The sequence below is a fragment of the Streptomyces mexicanus genome (genome assembly GCF_902506575.1).
GTDB classification, from domain to species: domain Bacteria; phylum Actinomycetota; class Actinomycetes; order Streptomycetales; family Streptomycetaceae; genus Streptomyces; species Streptomyces mexicanus.
Genome location: NZ_LR732544.1, coordinates 2,989,103 through 3,007,799, shown reverse-complemented (window position 1 = coordinate 3,007,799; position 18,697 = coordinate 2,989,103). Strand labels below are relative to the sequence as shown.

The 18,697-nt window shown below is 72.9% G+C and carries 18 protein-coding genes; 8 read left to right on the top strand and 10 right to left on the bottom strand.

All coding sequences use genetic code 11. The annotated features are described in order from the left end of the window. Positions 1-444: 444 nt before the first annotated feature. Together lpdA and GV126_RS13440 are read left to right on the top strand one after the other, a co-directional pair. A complete protein-coding gene (gene lpdA / locus GV126_RS13445; protein ID WP_159666044.1) occupies positions 445-1,845 on the top strand; it encodes a dihydrolipoyl dehydrogenase in 1,401 nt (466 codons plus the stop codon). Between the two features lie 91 nt (positions 1,846-1,936). Then, positions 1,937-2,575 (top strand): GNAT family N-acetyltransferase, encoded by a 639-nt coding sequence (locus GV126_RS13440; protein ID WP_202035192.1) that lies wholly within the window; start codon positions 1,937-1,939, stop codon positions 2,573-2,575. On the opposite strand, the gene GV126_RS13435 is transcribed toward GV126_RS13440, so the two are convergent. From GV126_RS13435 to GV126_RS13415, 5 genes are all read right to left on the bottom strand, one after another. Further along, positions 2,559-3,359 carry a sugar phosphate isomerase/epimerase family protein gene (locus GV126_RS13435; RefSeq protein WP_159666038.1) on the bottom strand — a complete coding sequence of 267 codons (801 nt, stop codon included), beginning with the start codon at positions 3,357-3,359 and terminating at the stop codon, positions 2,559-2,561. The two genes, GV126_RS13440 and GV126_RS13435, sit on opposite strands and share 17 nt — an antisense overlap. Before the next feature lie 55 nt (positions 3,360-3,414). Then, positions 3,415-4,338 carry a bifunctional helix-turn-helix transcriptional regulator/GNAT family N-acetyltransferase gene (locus tag GV126_RS13430; protein ID WP_159666035.1) on the bottom strand — a complete coding sequence of 308 codons (924 nt, stop codon included), beginning with the start codon at positions 4,336-4,338 and terminating at the stop codon, positions 3,415-3,417. 103 nt (positions 4,339-4,441) lie between these two features. Next, positions 4,442-4,933 (bottom strand): hypothetical protein, encoded by a 492-nt coding sequence (locus tag GV126_RS13425; RefSeq protein WP_159666032.1) that lies wholly within the window; start codon positions 4,931-4,933, stop codon positions 4,442-4,444. A 591-nt stretch (positions 4,934-5,524) separates the two neighbouring features. Next, positions 5,525-6,073 (bottom strand): GNAT family N-acetyltransferase, encoded by a 549-nt coding sequence (locus GV126_RS13420; RefSeq protein ID WP_159666029.1) that lies wholly within the window; start codon positions 6,071-6,073, stop codon positions 5,525-5,527. Positions 6,074-6,127: 54 nt separating this feature from the next. Further along, a complete protein-coding gene (locus GV126_RS13415) occupies positions 6,128-7,174 on the bottom strand; it encodes a LacI family DNA-binding transcriptional regulator (protein WP_159666026.1) in 1,047 nt (348 codons plus the stop codon). A gap of 333 nt (positions 7,175-7,507) precedes the next feature. On the opposite strand from GV126_RS13415, the gene GV126_RS13410 reads away from it, so the two are divergent. From GV126_RS13410 to GV126_RS13395, 4 genes are read left to right on the top strand one after another with little or no spacing between them, the layout of a single operon-like run. Beyond that, positions 7,508-8,659, top strand: coding sequence for a Gfo/Idh/MocA family protein (locus GV126_RS13410; protein WP_159666023.1), 1,152 nt, complete (start codon positions 7,508-7,510; stop codon positions 8,657-8,659). Continuing rightward, the gene (locus tag GV126_RS13405; RefSeq protein WP_159666020.1) at positions 8,656-9,807 is read left to right on the top strand and encodes a dihydrodipicolinate synthase family protein; all 1,152 of its coding nucleotides are present in this window, start codon (positions 8,656-8,658) and stop codon (positions 9,805-9,807) included. The genes GV126_RS13410 and GV126_RS13405 overlap by 4 nt, the downstream gene beginning before the upstream one ends. Continuing rightward, on the top strand, positions 9,804-10,640 hold the full coding sequence (locus tag GV126_RS13400) for a sugar phosphate isomerase/epimerase family protein (protein ID WP_159666017.1): 837 nt from the start codon (positions 9,804-9,806) through the stop codon (positions 10,638-10,640). Before GV126_RS13405 ends, GV126_RS13400 begins: the two co-directional genes overlap by 4 nt. 4 nt (positions 10,641-10,644) lie before the next feature. Beyond that, entirely contained in the window at positions 10,645-11,178 is a 534-nt protein-coding gene (locus tag GV126_RS13395; RefSeq protein WP_185946668.1) for a hypothetical protein, read from the top strand. A 324-nt stretch (positions 11,179-11,502) separates the two neighbouring features. Here the strand turns inward: GV126_RS13395 and GV126_RS13390 are convergent, their stop codons facing one another. Continuing rightward, complete coding sequence (locus GV126_RS13390; protein ID WP_159666014.1) at positions 11,503-11,883, bottom strand: winged helix-turn-helix transcriptional regulator; 381 nt, start codon at positions 11,881-11,883, stop codon at positions 11,503-11,505. Positions 11,884-11,969: 86 nt separating this feature from the next. Here GV126_RS13390 and GV126_RS13385 point away from each other — a divergent pair, with 86 nt between their 5' ends. Both GV126_RS13385 and GV126_RS13380 read left to right on the top strand, forming a co-directional pair. Next, positions 11,970-12,893, top strand: coding sequence for an NAD(P)-dependent oxidoreductase (locus GV126_RS13385; protein WP_201299841.1), 924 nt, complete (start codon positions 11,970-11,972; stop codon positions 12,891-12,893). Continuing rightward, positions 12,890-13,792, top strand: coding sequence for an NAD(P)-dependent oxidoreductase (locus GV126_RS13380; protein ID WP_159666008.1), 903 nt, complete (start codon positions 12,890-12,892; stop codon positions 13,790-13,792). The genes GV126_RS13385 and GV126_RS13380 overlap by 4 nt, the downstream gene beginning before the upstream one ends. 84 nt (positions 13,793-13,876) lie before the next feature. Here the strand turns inward: GV126_RS13380 and rbsD are convergent, their stop codons facing one another. From rbsD to GV126_RS13360, 4 genes are all read right to left on the bottom strand, one after another. After that, on the bottom strand, positions 13,877-14,266 hold the full coding sequence (gene rbsD, locus GV126_RS13375) for a D-ribose pyranase (RefSeq protein WP_159666005.1): 390 nt from the start codon (positions 14,264-14,266) through the stop codon (positions 13,877-13,879). Continuing rightward, positions 14,263-15,252: a ribokinase gene (locus GV126_RS13370; protein WP_159666002.1), complete on the bottom strand. Its 990-nt coding sequence runs from the start codon at positions 15,250-15,252 to the stop codon at positions 14,263-14,265. The genes rbsD and GV126_RS13370 overlap by 4 nt, the downstream gene beginning before the upstream one ends. A 45-nt stretch (positions 15,253-15,297) precedes the next feature. Then, complete coding sequence (locus GV126_RS13365) at positions 15,298-17,250, bottom strand: ABC transporter permease/substrate-binding protein (RefSeq protein WP_159666000.1); 1,953 nt, start codon at positions 17,248-17,250, stop codon at positions 15,298-15,300. Continuing rightward, a partial coding sequence (locus tag GV126_RS13360; protein WP_159665996.1) for a sugar ABC transporter ATP-binding protein occupies positions 17,240-18,697 on the bottom strand: 1,458 nt, incomplete at its 5' end. The genes GV126_RS13365 and GV126_RS13360, both read right to left, overlap by 11 nt.

Below are 18,697 nucleotides of genomic sequence, written 5' to 3'. Positions count from 1 at the left end.
AGGAAACTTCCGAGGTGCCACCAATATCCGGGAAGTTTCTGCCAGTCAAGGGAGCGCGCAGCGCGGGGCGTTGCCCGGCGCGCGGGGCGCCCCCGGCACCAGCAGCCCTCACCGGCGCGAGGGAGCCGTCACCGGCGCGAGGGGGCCGTCACCGGCGCCAGGGAGGGGGAGGCGCCGGTGACGGCGGACTGCCGGTCGCGGTGCGGCCGAGAGGGGGCCGGCGATCGCATCCGTCGGCGAGGCCGACACCGCACCGCGGGGACTGATCCGGCAGCGTGCCGATGGGACGGGCGGGCACCCCGCCCGGTTCCGCCCGGGCACCGCTTCCCGCGCGCCGAGGCGCGGGTGACAAGGCACAACACCGGTGACCGGTGAGGGGAACGTCACAGACCGTGTCCGGGTATCCCGGTTGTGGCCCCGGCCGGTTCGGCCGAAGGTGTCCTTGTGAGCCAACATTTCGATCTTCTTGTTCTGGGAGCGGGACCCGGCGGTTACACCGCCGCCGTACGCGGTGCTCAGCTCGGCCTCGCCACCGCGGTGGTCGAGGAGCGCTACTGGGGAGGGGTCTGCCTCAACGTCGGCTGCATCCCCTCCAAGGCCCTGCTGCGCAACGCCGAGATGGTGCAGTTCGTCACCAACGAGGCCAAGTCCTACGGGATCTCCGTGGGCGGCGAGGTCTCCGCCGACTACGGCCCCGCCTACGAGCGCAGCCGCAAGGTCGCCGACGGCCGGGTCAAGGGCGTCCACTACCTGATGAAGAAGAACGCCATCACCCAGTTCGACGGCCGCGGCACCTTCACCGACGACCACACGCTGACGGTGGCCCTGACCGGCGGCGGCACCGAGACGGTCACCTTCGACCACTGCATCATCGCGGCCGGCGCCAGCCCCCGCCTGCTGCCCGGCACCGCCCTGTCGGAGCGGGTGGTCACCTTCGAGAGCCAGATCCTCAGCGACACCCTGCCGGGCAGCATCGTCATCGCCGGCGCGGGCGCCATCGGCGTCGAGTTCGCCTACGTGCTGCGCAGCTACGGCGTGGACGTGACCATCGTCGAGTTCCTCGACCGCATGGTCCCCACCGAGGACGAGGAGATCTCCAAGGAACTCGCCCGGCACTACCGCAAGCTCGGCATCGAGGTCCTCACCGGCACCGCCGTGGAGGCCATCGACGACTCCGGCCAGCGCGTCCGCGTCACCGTCAACAAGGGCGGCGAGCGGCGGGTGCTGGAGACGGACAAGGTCCTGCAGGCCATCGGCTTCGCCCCGAACGTCAAGGGCTACGGCCTGGAGAACACCGGGGTGCGCCTCACCGAGCGCGGCGCCATCGACGTCGACGGCCGCTGCCGCACCAGCGTCCCGCACATCTTCGCCATCGGCGACGTCACGGCCAAGCTCATGCTGGCGCACGCCGCCGAGGCCATGGGCATGGTGGCCGCCGAGACCATCGCGGACGCGGAGACCATGGAGCTGGACTACACCATGATCCCGCGGGCGACGTACTGCCAGCCGCAGATCGCCAGCTTCGGCTACACAGAGGCGCAGGCCCGCGAGCGCGGCTTCGACGTGAAGGTCGCCAAGTTCCCCTTCTCCGCCAACGGCAAGGCGCACGGCCTCGGCCACGCCGTCGGCTTCGTGAAGGTCATCAGCGACGGCAAGTACGGCGAGCTGCTCGGCGCCCACCTCATCGGACCCGAGGTCACCGAGCTGCTGCCGGAGCTGACCCTGGCCCAGCAGTGGGACCTGACCGTCCACGAGGTCGCCCGCAACGTCCACGCGCACCCGACGCTGGGCGAGGCGGTCAAGGAGGCGATCCACGGGCTGGCCGGCCACATGATCAACATGTAGCGCGGCACCGGTGACGCATCCCGCCCACTGACCCGCGGAAAACCGTTTCCCGGGCCGCGGCGGGGTGCGTCAGACTCCCCCCGTGACCTACATGCTGAAGGGCCCGGTCCTGCAGGGCGCCCTCGTCCGCCTGGAGCCGCTGGGACACCACCACGCGGCCGATCTGGCGACGGCGGCGGAGGAGGACCGGGACACGTACGCGTTCACGTGGGTTCCCCGGGCCGCGGAGGTGGAGGCGTACATCGACGCCCAGCTCGCCCGCGCGGCCACCGGCCGGCTCGCGCCGTACGCGCAGGTCTCGCTCGCCACGGGACGCGCGGTGGGCACCACGGCCTACTGGGATCCGCGCTGCTGGCTGTCGGAGGACCACCTGGACGCCGTCGAGGTCGGCTTCACCTGGCTGGCCCGCTCCGCCCAGGGCACGGGCGTCAACGCCGAATCCAAGCTCCTGCTCTTCCGGCACGCCTTCGAGGAGTGGCAGGTCTCCCGCGTCGACCTCAAGACCGACGCCCGCAACGCCCGCTCCCGCGCGGCCATCGAGCGCGTCGGCGCCCGTTTCGAGGGCGTCCTGCGCAACTGGTCCCGGTCCTGGGTCCCGGGCGAGGAGGACCGCCTGCGGGACTCCGCGCTGTTCTCGATCACCGCCGAGGAGTGGCCGCAGTGCCGGGGCCGCCTGGAGGCCAGGGTGCTCCGGGCGGCCGGGGCGCCGCGGCCTACGCCGACGCGTTGAGCAGCCCGGCCAGGTGCTCCCGGCCCGCGCCCAGCAGGTCCGGCAGCGGGGCCGCCGCCTCGTACCACCGCTTCTCGTACTCCCAGCACAGCCAGCCGTCCCAGTCCTGCCGCGAGAGCACCTCCACGCACTCGGCGAGCGGCAGGACCCCCGCGCCCAGCGGCAGCGGGGTCGTGTCCTCGGCCGAGGCGATGTCCTTGACCTGCACGTAGCCCAGGTGCGGGGCGAGGGCGGCGTACGTCTGCGCGGGCTGCTCGCCGCCCAGCCAGGTGTGCATCACGTCCCACAGCGCGCCCACGTGCTTGTGCCCGACCGGGCCGAGGACGCGGATCGCGTCGGCGCCGGTGCGGTGCGAGTCGTGCGTCTCCAGCAGGATCCGCACCCCGAGCGCGGCGGCGTCCTCGGCGGCGGCGCCCAGCCGCCGGGCGGCCGTCGCGTCGGACTCCTCCCGGGGCCGGGCCGGGTCGGCCCCGGGGAAGACCCGCACGTACGGTGCGTTCAGGTCGTGCGCCAGCCGCAGCAGGCCGCGGATCTCCTCCAGCACGGGCGCGTCCTCACCGGGCGCGGCGACGCGCGCGTACCCGGCGACGCCCAGCACCTCGACGCCGGCCGCCCGGAACAGCGCGGCGGCCTCCGCGCGCTCGGCGGGACTCGTACCGGGGTGCACCGGTTCCTCGGGGTGGGCGCGCAGTTCGACGCCGTGGTAGCCGTGGGCCGTCGCGAGCGCGACGACCTCCGGGACGGGCAGGCCGGGGACACCGAGAGTGGAGAACGCCAGCTTCATGGTCACCGACCCTACTGCCGGTGCCGCCGGATCACGATGCCCGGCACCGCCGGTGTCACGACAGCTCCAACCGCCAGTCCTGGCCCACCAGGTCCTTGCCGAAGGAGTGGTGCGGCCGCTCGGCGACCAGGACGAAACCGTGCCGCCGGTACAGGCGGCGGGCGGCGGCCAGCACGTCGTTCGTCCACAGCACCACCTCCCGGTACCCGGCCTCGCGCGCGAAGCCGGTCACGGCCCGCACCAGCCGGTCCCCGACCCCGCGCCCGCGCGCCTCGGGCTCCACGAGCAGCAGCCGCAGCCGGGCGGTGTCCGGGCCCGCGTCGTCCCGCACGCACATCACGCAGCCCACCGCCCGCCCCTGCCACTCGGCGATCCACACCCGCTCCCGGCGCGGGTCGTGCTGCGCGGCGAAGTCGGCGACGATCCGGGCCACCAGGCCCTCGTACGTGGCGTCCCAGCCGAACTCGGACGCGTACAGGGCGCCGTTGCGCTGCACGATCCATCCCAGGTCGCCCGGGCGCGGCCCGCGCAGCACGACCTCGCCGGGCGCCCCGGCCGCTCCGTCCCCGAGGATGCTCCGCACGGTGCGCATCGCCTCCGCCAGCCGCGGCCGGTCGGTCTCGGGCACGGTGTCGAGCAGCGCCCCGACCGTCCGGCGGGCCCGCTCGTCGAGCAGCGCGGCGGCCTCGCGCCCGCGCGCGGTGAGCGTGATCCGCCGCCGCCGCTGGTCCGCCGCGGACGGACCGCGCTCGACCAGCCCCGCGTCCTGGAACTTGTTCAGGATGCGGCTGAGATACCCGGCGTCCAGATCGAGCCGCGCACGCAGATCGGCCGCGTCCGCACCCTCGGCGTGCGCCAGCTCGTACAGGACCCGGGACTCGGTGAGGCTGTACGGCGCGTACAGATGGCGGCCGTAGTCGAGGGCCCCGATCAGCTGCGTGTAGAAGCGGTTGAAGGCCCGGACGTCCTGGACGGTCATCGTCGCCCCCGGATATTTGACTGAGTCAGAGGTCCCGCTCTTCGAGGGTAGGCCGGAGGGGGACCCTTGGCGAGGGGTCCGGCCGGGCCGCCGGCGCTCGCGCTCAGCTCCGGCGCGCTGCTCCCTCGGGCCACACGACGTCGACCGGCATGCCGGTCTCGCGTGCGGCGAGGACCGTGTCCGCGGTGCCGCCGCCCTTCCCGGAGGGCGGCTCGCCGCTCCACACGGCGACAAGGCGGTCGGCTTGCCGGAGGAGCGTGCTGTTGGCGTCCTCGTACGCTGACCGATTCGCGGTCTCGTGCTGCAGCACCACGACCTCATCAGCGGCTTCGGTGAGCCGGTCGAAGGTCTCGGCGTGATCCTGCTGCACCTCGGCGTGCCGGTAGTCCTTCGAGGGGATGACCACGACCAGCCGTCCGCCGAGTTCCAGCACGACTTCGGCGAACAGGGTGTCGGAGCCCTTGGCGATGCACGAGACGCCGACCAGATCCCCTTCCGCCGCGTACGGCTTGAGCGTCTCACGCAGGGCGTCGCGGACCAGGGGCATGCTGCCTTCGGCCAGATCCATGTGCCCTGTCACGGCGATCGTGGTCATGGTTCTTCCTCAGCTGGACAGAAGGTCGCGGATCATTGTGCGTGCTTCTGCGACGCGCGGCGAAGCGCGGAGGGGCGGCTCATCGCCGCGTATGCCCAGGCCTCCCGGGTGTGGAGCATCGCTCGCAGCCGCGCGCCCGCCTCGAAGCGGCTCGGCCGGACGGTGATCGCGCTGTGCGGCCACCTCGATGCCCTGGCCGGCGTCCGGCTCTGCCTTCGGTGTGACCAACCGATCGAGGACGCCGATGCATGGGAGCCCTGCCGGCAGGCCGGTCTCTCCGGAGGCAGGGCGCAGTCCGGTCGCGTCCACGCCGCTTGCGCGCGTGCCGTGCGCCGTCCCTGACACGCCACCTCGCCCGCCCCGGCGTCACGGGGCCACACGGCGGCCGACTTCGGGACAGGGCCGCACCGGACGCCCGTCCCGCCGGGAGTTCCAGGAGACCTGTGACGGGACGGGGGCAGACCCGGCTGCCCAGCTCGGCCCCGGGTCGCTGCGCCGAGCGCGGCATCCCGACACGGTGCAGCGGTCGAACCCGGCCGACTCGGGAAGGCACCTCGTCCCGTGCCGGCCCGTACTCGGTCGCGTCCCGGCTCAAGCGGGCGGCGTGGCCGAGGCCCACACGCCGAACCACTGCTCGGCGCCGAACTCCTCGAACCGCTCCACCTCGGCGAACCCCAGCTTCGCCGCGAGGCGCAGCGAGCGGTCGTTGGCGGTCTGGGTGCACAGCACCACCGGCTCACCGGGGATCGCGTCGGCGAACCAGCCGAGTGCCGCTGCGCAGGCCTCGGCGGCGTATCCGCGTCCCCACGCCTCGGGCAGGAACATGTAGCCGAGTTCGGCCTCCCCGGCATCCGGACGGATGTGCCCCGGACGCTCCGCATCGCGCCGATCCAGCGAGACCGTGCCGATCATCGCTCCGTCGAGATCGACCACGAACAGGCCGGGGCGCCGCCCGGGCACCTCGGGCACCGCGCGGTCGAGTTCCTCACGCGGTCGAGGGCCTCCGAGGTACGTGCGCACCTCCGGCGACGCGAACAGCTCGATGAACGCCGCACGGTCCGCGGCCTCGGACTCGCGGAGCACGAGCCGTTCGGTCCTGATCGGGACAGGCGGCCAGGCGACGGGTCCGAGTCCGGTCATGGCGGGCAACCTAGCGCACGCTCGTGAGAGTGATCCGAAGGAGAAGTCGCACCCTCAGCCCCGCGGCACCCCCGTGGACCCCCGCACCATCAGCTCCCCCCGCACCGTCGCGAGCCCGCCCGGCGGTGGTTCCTCGCGGCCGGTGGCGATGCGGCCGGCGCGGGCGCCGGCCTCGGACAGCGGGAGGCGGACGGTGGTCAGCGCCGGCACCGCGTCCACGCTGAAGGGCAGATCGTCGAAGCCGGCCACCGAGACGTCCTGCGGGATGCGCAGGCCCGACTCGCGCAGGGCCGCGCACGCGCCGAGCGCGACGGAGTCGTTCGCGGCGACGACGGCCGTCAGGCCCGGCTCGCGGCGCAGCAGCTCCAGCGTGGCCTCGTAGCCGGAGCGGCGGTCGTAGCGCCCGTGGACCGTCAGGGCCGGGTCGTCCTCGATCCCGGCCGCCGCCAGTGCCTGCCGGTGGCCCTCCAGGCGGTGGCGGGTGGTGGTGCGCTCCTTGGGGCCGGCGATGTAGCCGAGCCGGCGGTGGCCGAGGCCGATCAGGTGGGCCGTCAGCTGCCGGGCGCCGCCGCGGTTGTCGAAGGCCAGCGCGACGGCGTCGGTGTCCGCGACCGGCGGGCGCCCGCACAGCACCACCTGGGTGCCGGCGTCCGTCAGCTTGCGCAGCTTCGCGGCGATCGCCGCCGCGTGGGGTCCCTCCTCCACGGCGCCGCCGGTGAGCACCACGGCGGCGGCCCGCTGCCGCTGCAGCAGGGTCAGGTAGGTCAGTTCGCGCTCGGGGGAGCCGCCGGTGTTGCAGACCACCGCCAGCCGTTCGCCGCCCGCCCGGCCCCCGGGGCCCCCGATCTCGGACTGGATCGCGCCGGCCATGATCCCGAAGAAAGGGTCGGCGATGTCGTTGACGAGGATGCCGATCAGGTCGGAGGTGGCGGCGGCGAGCGCGCTCGCGGGGCCGTTGAGGACGTAGTCCAGCTCGTCGACGGCCTTGAGCACCCGCTCCCGGGTGGAGGCGGCCACCGGATAGTTGCCGTTCAGCACGCGCGACACCGTCGCGGGCGAGACCTGGGCGCGGGCCGCCACGTCCGCCAGGGTCACGGTCATCTCGTCGTCCTCCGGTCGCGCATGTCGTCCCTCCCGCGGGCCTCGGCCTGTCTGCCGTGGCGTCGACCCGCGTGTCTCCCGTGGCGTACGTCCGCATGTCTGTCGCCGGTATACGCCCGCGTGTCTTGCGCCGGCGTACGCCTGGGTGTCGTGCAGACCTTACGGCCACCGGGGCCGCTTGTTCGCCTGCTCGAACAAGACGGTTCGCGCGGGCTCTTGTGGCCGCCCCTGCGGAGAGGTTAGCTTCTCTCTCGGTAGAAAGCGCTTGCTGTCCGGGGTTCCGGTGAGACCACCAGGCCCGCGCGGCGCGCGACGGCGTACGGAGGGACTGACGTGACACGCAAGACGGTGCGGATCGCCATGAACGGCGTGACCGGGCGCATGGGCTACCGCCAGCACCTGGTCCGCTCGATCCTCGCCCTGCGCGAGCAGGGCGGACTCGATCTCGGCGACGGCACCGTGCTGTGGCCCGAGCCCGTCCTGGTCGGCCGGCGCGAGCACGCGCTGCGGGCGCTCGCCGAGCGCCACGGCCTTGAGCGCTGGTCGACGGACCTGGACGCGGTGCTCGCCGACCCGGACGTCGACATCTACTTCGACGCGCAGGTCACCTCGGCCCGCGAGGAGGCCATCAAGAAAGCGATCGCTGCCGGCAAGCACCTCTACACCGAGAAGCCCACCGCCACCGGCCTGGACGGCGCCCTGGAGCTGGCCCGGCGCGCGCACGCCGCGGGCGTCAAGCACGGCGTGGTCCAGGACAAGATCTTCCTGCCGGGGCTGCTGAAGCTGAAGCGGCTCATCGACGGCGGCTTCTTCGGCCGGATCCTGTCCGTGCGCGGCGAGTTCGGCTACTGGGTCTTCGAGGGCGACTGGCAGAGCGCCCAGCGCCCCTCGTGGAACTACCGTGCCGAGGACGGCGGCGGCATCGTCGTGGACATGTTCCCGCACTGGGAGTACGTGCTGCACGAGCTGTTCGGCCGGGTCACCTCCGTGCAGGCCCTGACCGCCACCCACATCCCGCAGCGCTGGGACGAGAACGGCAAGCCCTACGACGCCACCGCCGACGACGCCGCCTACGGCATCTTCGAGCTCGAAGGCGGCGCGATCGCCCAGATCAACTCCTCCTGGGCGGTGCGCGTCCACCGCGACGAACTGGTGGAGTTCCAGGTCGACGGCACCGAGGGCTCCGCGGTCGCCGGGCTGCGCCGCTGCCGCGTCCAGCACCGCTCGGCCACCCCCAAGCCGGTGTGGAACCCGGACATCCCCGCCACCGAGGTCTTCCGCGACCAGTGGCAGGAGGTCCCGGACAACGGCGAGTTCGACAACGGCTTCAAGGCCCAGTGGGAGCTGTTCCTCAAGCACGTGTACGCCGACACCCCCTACCACTGGGACCTGCTCGCCGGCGCCCGCGGCGTCCAGCTCGCCGAGCTGGGCCTGAAGTCCTCCGCCGAGGGCCGCCGCATCGACGTACCGGAGATCGCGCTGTGACCCTCCACCTGCCGGACGCGGACGGAACCCTGCGGCCCTACGAGCCGCGCACCGACCCCCTGCGCCTGTCGCCGGGCACGCCCTTCACCTCCCGCACGGTCTTCTCCGCCGCGCACGTCGTCGCCGACCCGTACGCCGATGTCTCCCCCGACTCGCCGGCGGCCGTCGACTGGGACGCCACCCTGGCTTTCCGCCGCCACCTGTGGAGCCACGGGCTGGGCGTCGCCGAGGCCATGGACACCGCGCAACGGGGCATGGGCCTGGACTGGGCGGGCGCGGCCGAGCTGATCCGCCGGTCCGCGGCCGAGGCCCGGGCGGTGGGCGGGCGGATCGCCTGCGGCGTCGGCACCGACCAGCTCACCGGCGGCTCCCTGGCCGAGATCCGCGCCGCCTACGAGGAGCAGCTCGCCGTCGTGGAGGAGGCGGGCGCCCAGGCGATCCTGATGGCCTCCCGGGCGCTGGCCGCCACCGCCACCGGCCCCGAGGACTATCTGGAGGTCTACGGCCACCTGCTGCGCCAGGCCACCGACCCGGTCGTCCTGCACTGGCTCGGACCCATGTTCGACCCGGCCCTGGAGGGCTACTGGGGGTCCTCGGACCTGGACGCGGCCACGGAGGTGTTCCTGGAGGTCATCGCCGCCCACCCCGACAAGGTCGACGGCGTGAAGATCTCCCTGCTGGACGCCGGGCGCGAGATCGCCCTGCGCCGCCGCCTGCCCCGCGGCGTGCGCTGCTACACCGGCGACGACTTCCACTACCCCGAGCTGATCGCCGGCGACGAGCAGGGCTTCAGCCACGCCCTGCTCGGCATCTTCGACCCGCTCGGCCCGCTGGCCGCCGAGGCGGTACGGGTCCTGGACACCGCGGACACGGCAGGCTTCCGCGCCCTGCTCGACCCGAGCGTCGCACTCGCCCGCCACCTCTTCCAGGCCCCCACCCGCTTCTACAAGACGGGCGTGGTGTTCCTGGCCTGGCTGGCCGGCCACCAGTCGCACTTCGCGATGGTCGGCGGCCTGCAGTCGGCCCGCTCCCTGCCGCACCTGGCCCGCGCCTACGAACTGGCCGACACCCTGGGCCTGTTCCCGGACCCGAAGCTGGCCGAGGAACGGATGAGGACCCTGCTCGCGCTGTACGGAGTGAACCGATGAACGACCCGCTGTCCCGCTTCTCCATCAACCAGATGACCGTCAAGCAGCTGTCGCTGCCGGAACTGGTGGACGCCTGCCGGGAACTGGGTGTCGGCGGTGTCGGCCTGTGGCGTGAACCGGTGCAGAGGTACGGCGTGGAGGCCGCCGCCAAGCTCGTGCGGGACGCGGGCCTGACCGTCACCACCCTGTGCCGGGGCGGCTTCCTCACGGCCATCGACCCCGTCGAGCGGGCCGAGGCGCTGGGCGACAACCACGCCGCCATCGACGAGGCCGCCACGCTCGGCACCGACACGCTGGTGCTGGTCTGCGGCGGACTGCCGCACGGCAGCAACGACCTGCACGGCGCCCGCGAACGCATCGCCGACGCCCTGGCCGTCCTCGGCCCCTACGCGGCCGAACGCGGCGTACGCCTGGCCATCGAGCCGCTGCACCCGATGTTCGCCGCCGACCGCTGCGTGGTCTCCACCCTCACCCAGGCCCTCGACCTCGCCGAACGCTTCCCCGCCGAGCAGGTCGGCGTCACCGTGGACACCTACCACCTCTGGTGGGACGACCGGGCGCCCGAGCAGATCGCCCGGGCGGGCGCGGGCGGCCGGATCGCCACCTTCCAGCTCGCCGACTGGATCACCCCGCTGCCGGCCGGCGTCCTCAACGGCCGCGGCCAGATCGGCGACGGCGCGGTCGACATGCGGCAGTGGACGGCGTACGTGGACGCGGCCGGCTACACCGGCCCCATCGAAGTCGAGGTGTTCAACGAGGAGTTGTGGGCGCGGGACGGCAAGGAGGTGCTGGCCGAAACGGCGCGGCGGTTCACCGAACACGTGGTCAAATGACCGTATGACGCAGCAGAACACGTCGCTGGGGCCGTTGGCGGCGATCGACGGCCGCTGGGGGATCGGGGACGCCACACGGCCGGGCTGCCACTGGGTGGAGCTGCGCCCGGACGGGCTGTACCAGCACGGTCCGGACACCGAGGGCGAACTGATCCCGTGGGCCAGGATCATGACCGGCATCCGGATCTCCTGGGGCCGCTCCTCCTGGAACACCAACAGCCGAGGCTGGTACACCCCGCGCGGAACGGTGACCAGCGGCTCCCGCGGCTGGCTGCACATGACGCTGCGCGACCCGTACGAGGACCGGGTGCTGCGCTTCGACCGCCACACGCATCCGTACCGGGCCGTGGACGCCGTCCGGTTGGACTGGCTGCTGCGGTACCTCGGCGACGAGGGCGCACTGCGCGCCCTCGCCGACCCGGAGTGGGTGGGCCGCGTCGTGGCCCGGCTCGCCGGCGGGCGACAGAGCTGGACCCGGGAGGCGTTGCGAGAGGTCGTGGCGCAGGCCGTCGAGGCGGCCGGCCCCGCCGGCCGCTGACGACCACGGAAAGCCTCACCGAGAATTCCCGCATTCCCCGCATTCCCCGACATCACCGCCAAGCTGCCGGAACATCCCCGCATGCCTCACCGGCGGGTTCCGAAAGCCTGCCGGAAAATTCTCCTGGAGAAATTCCGGAGGACCGTGCAACCCTTCCCGCGCCCGACGTGTCGTACCTGTCATCGGAACTCCTGGGTGGGGACCCGGGGGGGATCATGAGGAGTTCCGATGCTCCGGGGGGCAGGGGAGGGGAAGACGGGAGGGACCGGCCGGCGCCGGTCCCTCCCGAGGTACGTCCGTGACCGGGCGCGCCGACCCTCGTGGTCAGGAGGGCGCCGGCACCGAGCTCTCGGGAGCCGCGACGACGTCGAGGCGCTCTCGGCGGATCCGGTCGCGCCCCCACTCGCCGAGCGGTCGCAGTGCGTCGTTGAGCGCCGCGCCCGACTCGGTCAGCGAGTACTCCACTCGCGGCGGCACTTCCGCGTAGACCCTGCGGTGGACGAGGCCGTCCTCCTCCATCTGGCGCAGATGCTGCGTCAGCATCTTCTCGCTCACACCCGGCAACGCGCGGCGCAGTTCGGCGAAGCGCCGAACGCCGTGGGTGTGCAGCTCCCACAGGACGAGGCCCTTCCACTTGCCGCTGACCACGTCGAGTGCGGCGTCGATGCCGCAGATGTAGGGGCCGTTGCGGGGTGCCTTCGCCATGGACGCTCCTCACTTACCAAAAGGTAAGTACCGCAGTAAACAGTGGGTACTTCCGCGACGATACAGCGTTCCGCAGCATGGTCGTCATGTCCGAACCGACAAGAAATCCGGCCCGGTCGACCGACGTCACCGTCCTCGGCCTCGGAGCGATGGGAAGCGCGCTGGCGACCGCGCTGCTCGACGCCGGCCGTTCCGTGACCGTCTGGAACCGAACCCCCGGCCGCGCCGCGCAATCAGTGGCCCGCGGCGCCCGTGCCGCGGGCTCGGTCCGCGAGGCCGTGACGGCGAGCCCCGTGGTCGTCACCTGCCTGCTCCGCTACCCCTCGATCCAGGAGACCCTCGCCCCGGTCGCCGGCGAACTGCGCGGCCGCACCCTCGTCAATCTCACGACCACGACACCGAACGAGTCCCGCGACCTCGCCGTCTGGGCGGCCGGGCACGGCGCCGACCACCTCGACGGCGCCATCATGGCCGTACCCGACATGATCCGCTCCCGCGAGGGCCAGATCTTCTACAGCGGCTCGCGGGCGGCGTACGACATCCTCCTGCCGACCCTGGAGATCTGGGCCACGAGCGAGTTCCACGGCGAGGACGCCGGCCGGGCGGCGCTGCTGGACCTGGCCATGCTGTCGGGGATGTACCAGATGTTCACGGGCTTCTTCCACGGCGCGGCGATGGTCGCCACCATGGGGATGAGCGCGTCCGAATTCGCCGCCCGGCAGGCTCCGTTCCTGTCCGCCATGACCCACGGACTCGCCGGTTACGCGAAGGTCGTCGACGGCGGCGACCACACCGGCCCGGGCCTGCAGAGCCTGGACTTCTCCGATCTGTCGCACCTCGTGCGCGCCAGCGAGGAGCAGGGCGTCGATCCCGCACCGATCGCCGCCGTCCAGGCGCTGATCAGCCGGCAGATCGCCGCGGGTCACGGCGCGGAGGGATTCACGAGGATCTACGAGAGCCTGCGCCTCGTCGGTTCCGCGGCTGGCTCCGGCGAGGGGGATGCCGCATGAGCGCCACGCCCGTCACCCTCCTCGGCCTCGGCCCGATGGGCCGGGCCATGGCCCGTACGCTGCTCGCCGCCGGCCACCCGGTCACCGTCTGGAACCGGACCGCCGCCCGCGCCGACGGCGTCGTGGCCGAGGGCGCCACCCTGGCCGCCTCGCCCGCCGACGCGGTCGCGGCGAGTGAGCTGGTGATCCTCAGCCTCACCGACTACCAGGCGATGTACGACGTTCTGGACGGCGCGACCACGGCCCTGGCCGGCCGCACCCTGGTCAATCTCAGCTCGGACACCCCGGGCCGCGCCCGCGAGGCCGCGGCCTGGGCGGCCGGGCACGGGGCGCGGTTCGTGACCGGCGGCGTGATGGTGCCCGCACCGATGGTGGGCACCGAGGCGTCCTTCGTGTACTACAGCGGCCCGCCCGAGGCGTTCGAGGCGCACCGCCCGGTACTGAGCCGCGTCGGTACGCCCCGCCGTCTCGGCGAGGACCCCGGGCTGGCGCAGTTGATGTACCAGGCGCACCTCGACGTGTTCCTGACGACCCTGTCGGCGCTCATGCACGCCACCGCGCTGCTGGGCTCGGCCGGAATCACCGCGACGCAGGCGGTGTCGGAGCTGATGCCGACACTGGCCGGCATCCCGGCCATGCTCGAAGCCGGTGAGAACGTCGGCGCGCAGATCGACGCCGGTGAGCATCCGGGTCACCTGAGCACGGTGACCATGATGGGCGCCACGGCCGACCACATCGTCGGCACCACCGAAACCCTCGGGATCGACCTCGCGCTCCCGCGCGCCGTCCAGGCGCACTACCACCGTGCGATCGCCGACGGCCACGGGAAGGACAACTGGACCCGCATCATCGACGGCATCCGGGCCCCGCGCACGCCCGCACAGCAGCGCCGTCCCTGACCTCCGGTCCTCCTCGGCCCGGCAGGTCGAGCACGCGACGCGTCCTCCCGGCGACCGTCCGGGAGGACGCGTCGAGGCCTCCGGCTAGAAGAACACCCCGCACCGCAGCAGCACGTTCGCGTACGGCCGGGCCTCCCCGGTGCGCACCACCAGGCGCGCGCCGCGGGACAGCTCCTTCAGGCGCTCGTGGGGGACGAGGGCCAGGCCGGGGAAGTGCCCCTCCAGCAGCGCGGCGGCCCGCGGATTGGCCTCGCGCACCTCGCTCGCCGCCGTCGCGCCCTCGACCACCAGCTCGGCCAGCAGCCCGTCCAGCACCTCCGCGAACGACGGCACCCCCGCGCGGAACGCCAGGTCCACCACGCGCGGCCCGTCCGGGATCGGCATGCCCGCGTCGCACACCAGCACCTCGTCGGTGTGCCCCAGCTCGGCCAGCGCGCCGCACAGGTGCCGGTTGAGGATGCCCGCCTTCTTCACCGGGATCCTCCTGGCGTCGATCCGTCGGATGCGCTGCCCGCGCCCTTGCCGGGGGTCCGGGGGTCGCCCCCCGGGACAGCACAGCACAGCCGCTCGACCTCCTGCGCCGTCGGGTAGGACTCCTGCGCACCCGGCTTGGTCACGGCCGCCGCACCCACCCGGGCCGCGTAGGCCGCCGCCTCGGCCAGGTCCGCGCCCGCGCCGAGCCGCCAGGCCAGCGCCGCGGCGAACGCGTCACCGGCTCCGGTGGTGTCCACGGCGTCCACCTTGACCGACGGCACCCGGGCCAGGCCCTCGGCCGACGCCACCAGCGCGCCCTCGGCGCCCAGGGTGACCACCACCGAGCGCGGACCGCGCGCCAGCAGGGCCCGCGCCCAGTCCTCCGGGGTTCCGCCCGCCTCCGCGCCGCCCAGGATGACCTTCGCCTCGTGCTCGTTGACGATCAGCGGATCGCAGGCCTCCAGCAGCTCCTGCGGCAGCGGACGCGGCGGGGAGGGGTTCAGCACGAACCGGCTGCCGGGCGCCAGGTGCCGCACCGCCTCCGCCACGGTCTCCAACGGGACCTCCAACTGCGCGGAGACCACCCGGGAGGCGGCGACGAGACCGGCTGCCGCCCGGACGTCCTCGGGAGTGAGGCGGGCGTTGGCGCCGGGCGAGACCACGATGCTGTTGTCCCCGGACGGATCCACCGTGATCAGCGCCACCCCGGTCGGCGCACCACCGACCAGCACACCGGTGGTGTCCACGCCGGCCGCCCGCTGCGCGTCGAGCAGCAGCCGGCCGTGCGCGTCGTCGCCGACCCGGGCCAGCAGGGCCGTACGGGCGCCCAGACGGGCGGCGGCCACCGCCTGGTTGGCGCCCTTGCCGCCCGGGTGGACGGCGAGGTCGGAGCCGAGCACCGTCTCGCCGGCCGCGGGCCGCCGCTCGACGCCGATCACCAGGTCGGCGTTGGCCGACCCCACGACCAGCAGGTCGTAGTCGTACATGTGTCTCCTCAACAGCGGGCGGGCGGGCAGCGGGCGGGACACCGGTCAGCCGCTGAACCCGGCCACGTTCTCCTTCGTTACCACCTTGACCGGCACCTTCACCGCCTGCTCGACCTTCTTGCCCTGGACCGCCCGCAGCGCGTTGTCCACGGCGATCCGGCCCAGCTGGGTCGGCTGCTGCGCCACGGAGGCGTACAGCGTGCCCTTCTTGACGGCGGTCAGGCCGTCCGGGGTGCCGTCGAAACCGACGACCTGCACCGACTTGCCGGCCTTGGAACCGAGCGCCTTGACCGCGCCGAGCGCCATCTCGTCGTTGGCGGCCAGCACGCCCTGCACGTCCGGGTGGGCCTGCAGCAGGTTCGACATCACGTCCAGGCCCTTGGTGCGGTCGAAGTCCGCGGGCTGCTGGGCCAGCACCTGGATCCCCGGGTACGCCTTGAGGCCCTGGGCGAAGCCGGCCGCGCGCTCACGGGCCGCGGAGGTGCCCGCCTGCCCCTGCAGGATCACGATCCGGCCCTTGCCGCCCAGCTTCTCGGCCAGGGTCTTGGCGGCCAGCTCGCCGCCCGCCACGTTGTCGGAGGCGACCAGCGCGTCGATCGCCGCCTTGTTGACGCCGCGGTCCACGGCGATCACCGGGATCTTCGCCTGGTCGGCGGCCTTCACGGAGTTGCTCGCGGCATCGGAGTCCACCGGGTTGACGATGATCGCGCCCAGGTTCGAACTGGTGAAGTTCTGCAGCTGGTTGGCCTGCTGCGAGGCGTCGTTCTGAGCGTCGGTGACCGTCAGGTCGACGCCGAGCTTCTTCGCCTCGGCCTGCGCACCCGACTTGATCTGCACGAAGAACGGGTTGTTCAGCGTGGACAGCGACAGACCCATCTTCGGCGTGCTGGAACCGGACCCGGTGTGCAGCAGGGACGTCGCCGCCACCAGCGCCACGGTGACCACGGCCGCGAGCCCGTACGTCGCCGCCTGCCGGCCCTTGCCGCCGCCGCTGCCCGTGCCCGCGGCCGCCGGAGTCGCCCCGGCCTTGCGGCGCACGGTGTCCAGCAGCACCGCCAGCGCGATCACGACACCGATGACGACCTGCTGCCAGAACGCGGAGACCGAGAGGAGGTTGAGGCCGTTCCTGAGCACCGCCAGGATCAGCGCGCCGATCAGCGTGCCCGACGCCTTGCCGGTGCCGCCCGCCAGCGAGGCGCCGCCGATGACGACCGCGGCGATCGCGTCCAGCTCGTAGCCGTTGGCGGCCTGCGGCTGCGCCGAGGACAGCCGGGCGGCGAGCACGATGCCCGCGGCCGCGGCGAACAGCCCCGACAGCGCGTAGATGGCGAGCTTCTGCTTCTTGACCTTCAGACCCGACAGCCGGGCGGCCTCCTCGTTGCCGCCGATCGCGTACATCGAACGGCCGATGTACGTCCGCGCCAGCACGAACGCCGTGATCAGGCCCATGACGACCATCACCAGCACGGGCACCGGCAGCCAGCCGCCGAGCGTGTCGCCCAGGTGCGAGACGGAGTCCGGCAGCGCGATCGGGGAGCCCTGCGAGATCACCAGGGACAGGCCGCGGCCCACCGACAGCATCGCCAGCGTCGCGATGAACGGCGGCAGCTTGCCGTAGGAGATGAGGAAACCGTTGACCAGGCCGGCCGCGATGCCCGTGGCGACCGCCAGGACCACCGCGAGCAGCACCGGCACGCCGTGCGCGGTGGCGCTCCAGGCCAGCACGGTCGCCGACAGCGCCGCCACCGACCCCACCGACAGGTCGATGCCCGCCGAGACGATGACGAAGGTGACACCGAAGGCGAGGATGGCGGTCACCGCCGCCTGGACGCCGATGTTGAGCAGGTTGTCCGTCGTCAGGAAGTCACCGGACAGCGCCGACAGGGCGATGACCAGGACGATCAGCGCGGTCAGCGCGCCGTTGTCGAGCAGCAGCCGGCGCAGGCCGCCCGAGGCGGCACCCGCGCCCGCCCCGCTCTTGAGCGTGTCAGTGGCCACGGGAGGCCTCCAGTTCGGTAGTAGGAGTGCTGACGGCGAGGGACATGACCGCGTCCTGGGTGGCCTCGTCGGCGGACAGTTCGCCCGCGATCCGGCCCTGGGCCATCACCAGCACCCGGTCGCTCATGCCGAGCACCTCGGGCAGATCGCTGGAGATCATCAGGACGGCGGCACCGGCGGCCGTCAGTTCGTTGATCAGCTGGTAGATCTCGACCTTCGCGCCGACGTCGATGCCCCGCGTCGGCTCGTCGAGGATGAGGACCTTGGTGTTCGCCAGCAGCCACTTGCCGATGACGACCTTCTGCTGGTTGCCGCCGGACAGCGTGCGCACGTGCTGGCCGAGGCCCGCCATCCGCACCCCCAGCTGCCCGGCGATCCGCTCGGCCGCCCGGTGCTGCCCCTTGAGGTCGACGAGCCCGGCCCGGGAGGTGGACCGCAGGGTCACCAGCCCGAGGTTCTCCTCCACCGAGGCGTCCAGGACCAGCCCCTGCCCCTTGCGGTCCTCGGGCACCAACCCGATCCCGGCGGCCATGGCGGCGCCCACGTCGTGCCGCTTGAGCTCCTCGCCCGCGACCTTCACGGCACCCCGGTCGTAGGGGTCGGCGCCGAACACGGCCCGCACGACCTCCGTACGGCCGGCGCCCACCAGCCCCGCGATGCCGACGACCTCACCGGCCCGCACCTGGAAGCTGATGTCGTGGAACACCCCGTCCCGGGTGAGCCCTTCGACACTGAGCAGCACGGGCGCCTGCTCCCCGCCGTCGCCGCCGGGCCGCTCCCGCGGATACTGCTGCTCGATCGACCGCCCCACCATCAGGCGGACCAGTTCGTCCTCGGGCGTGGAGGCGGGCACCTGGCCGACGCTGCGGCCGTCCCGGATGACGGTCACCCGGTCACCGAGCGCGGCGATCTCCTCCAGATGGTGGGTGATGAAAACGATTCCGACGCCGTCCGCGCGCAGCGCCCGCACGATCGCGAACAGCTTCTCGACCTCCTCGGAGGTCAGCACGGCGGTCGGCTCGTCCATGATCAGCACGCGGGCGTCCAGGCTGAGCGCCTTGGCGATCTCCACCATCTGCAGCCGGGCGATGCCCAGGTCGCGCACCCGCGCCCGCGGCGAGACGTTCACCCCGACCCGGGCGAGGAGTTCGGCCGCGTCGGCCTCCATCTTCTTCCGGTCGATCATGCCCAGGCGGCGCGGCTGCCGTCCCAGGAAGATGTTCTCGGCGACCGTCAGATCGGGCACCAGGTTGAACTCCTGGTAGATCGTGGCGATCCCGAGCCGCTCGGAATCCTGGGCGCCCTGGATGCGCACCTCCTCGCCGCCGACCAGGATCCGCCCGGCGTCGGGGGTGTAGGCACCGGAGAGCATCTTGATCAGGGTGCTCTTGCCCGCTCCGTTCTCGCCGAGCAGGACGTGCACCTCCCCGCGGCGCAGGTCGAAGTC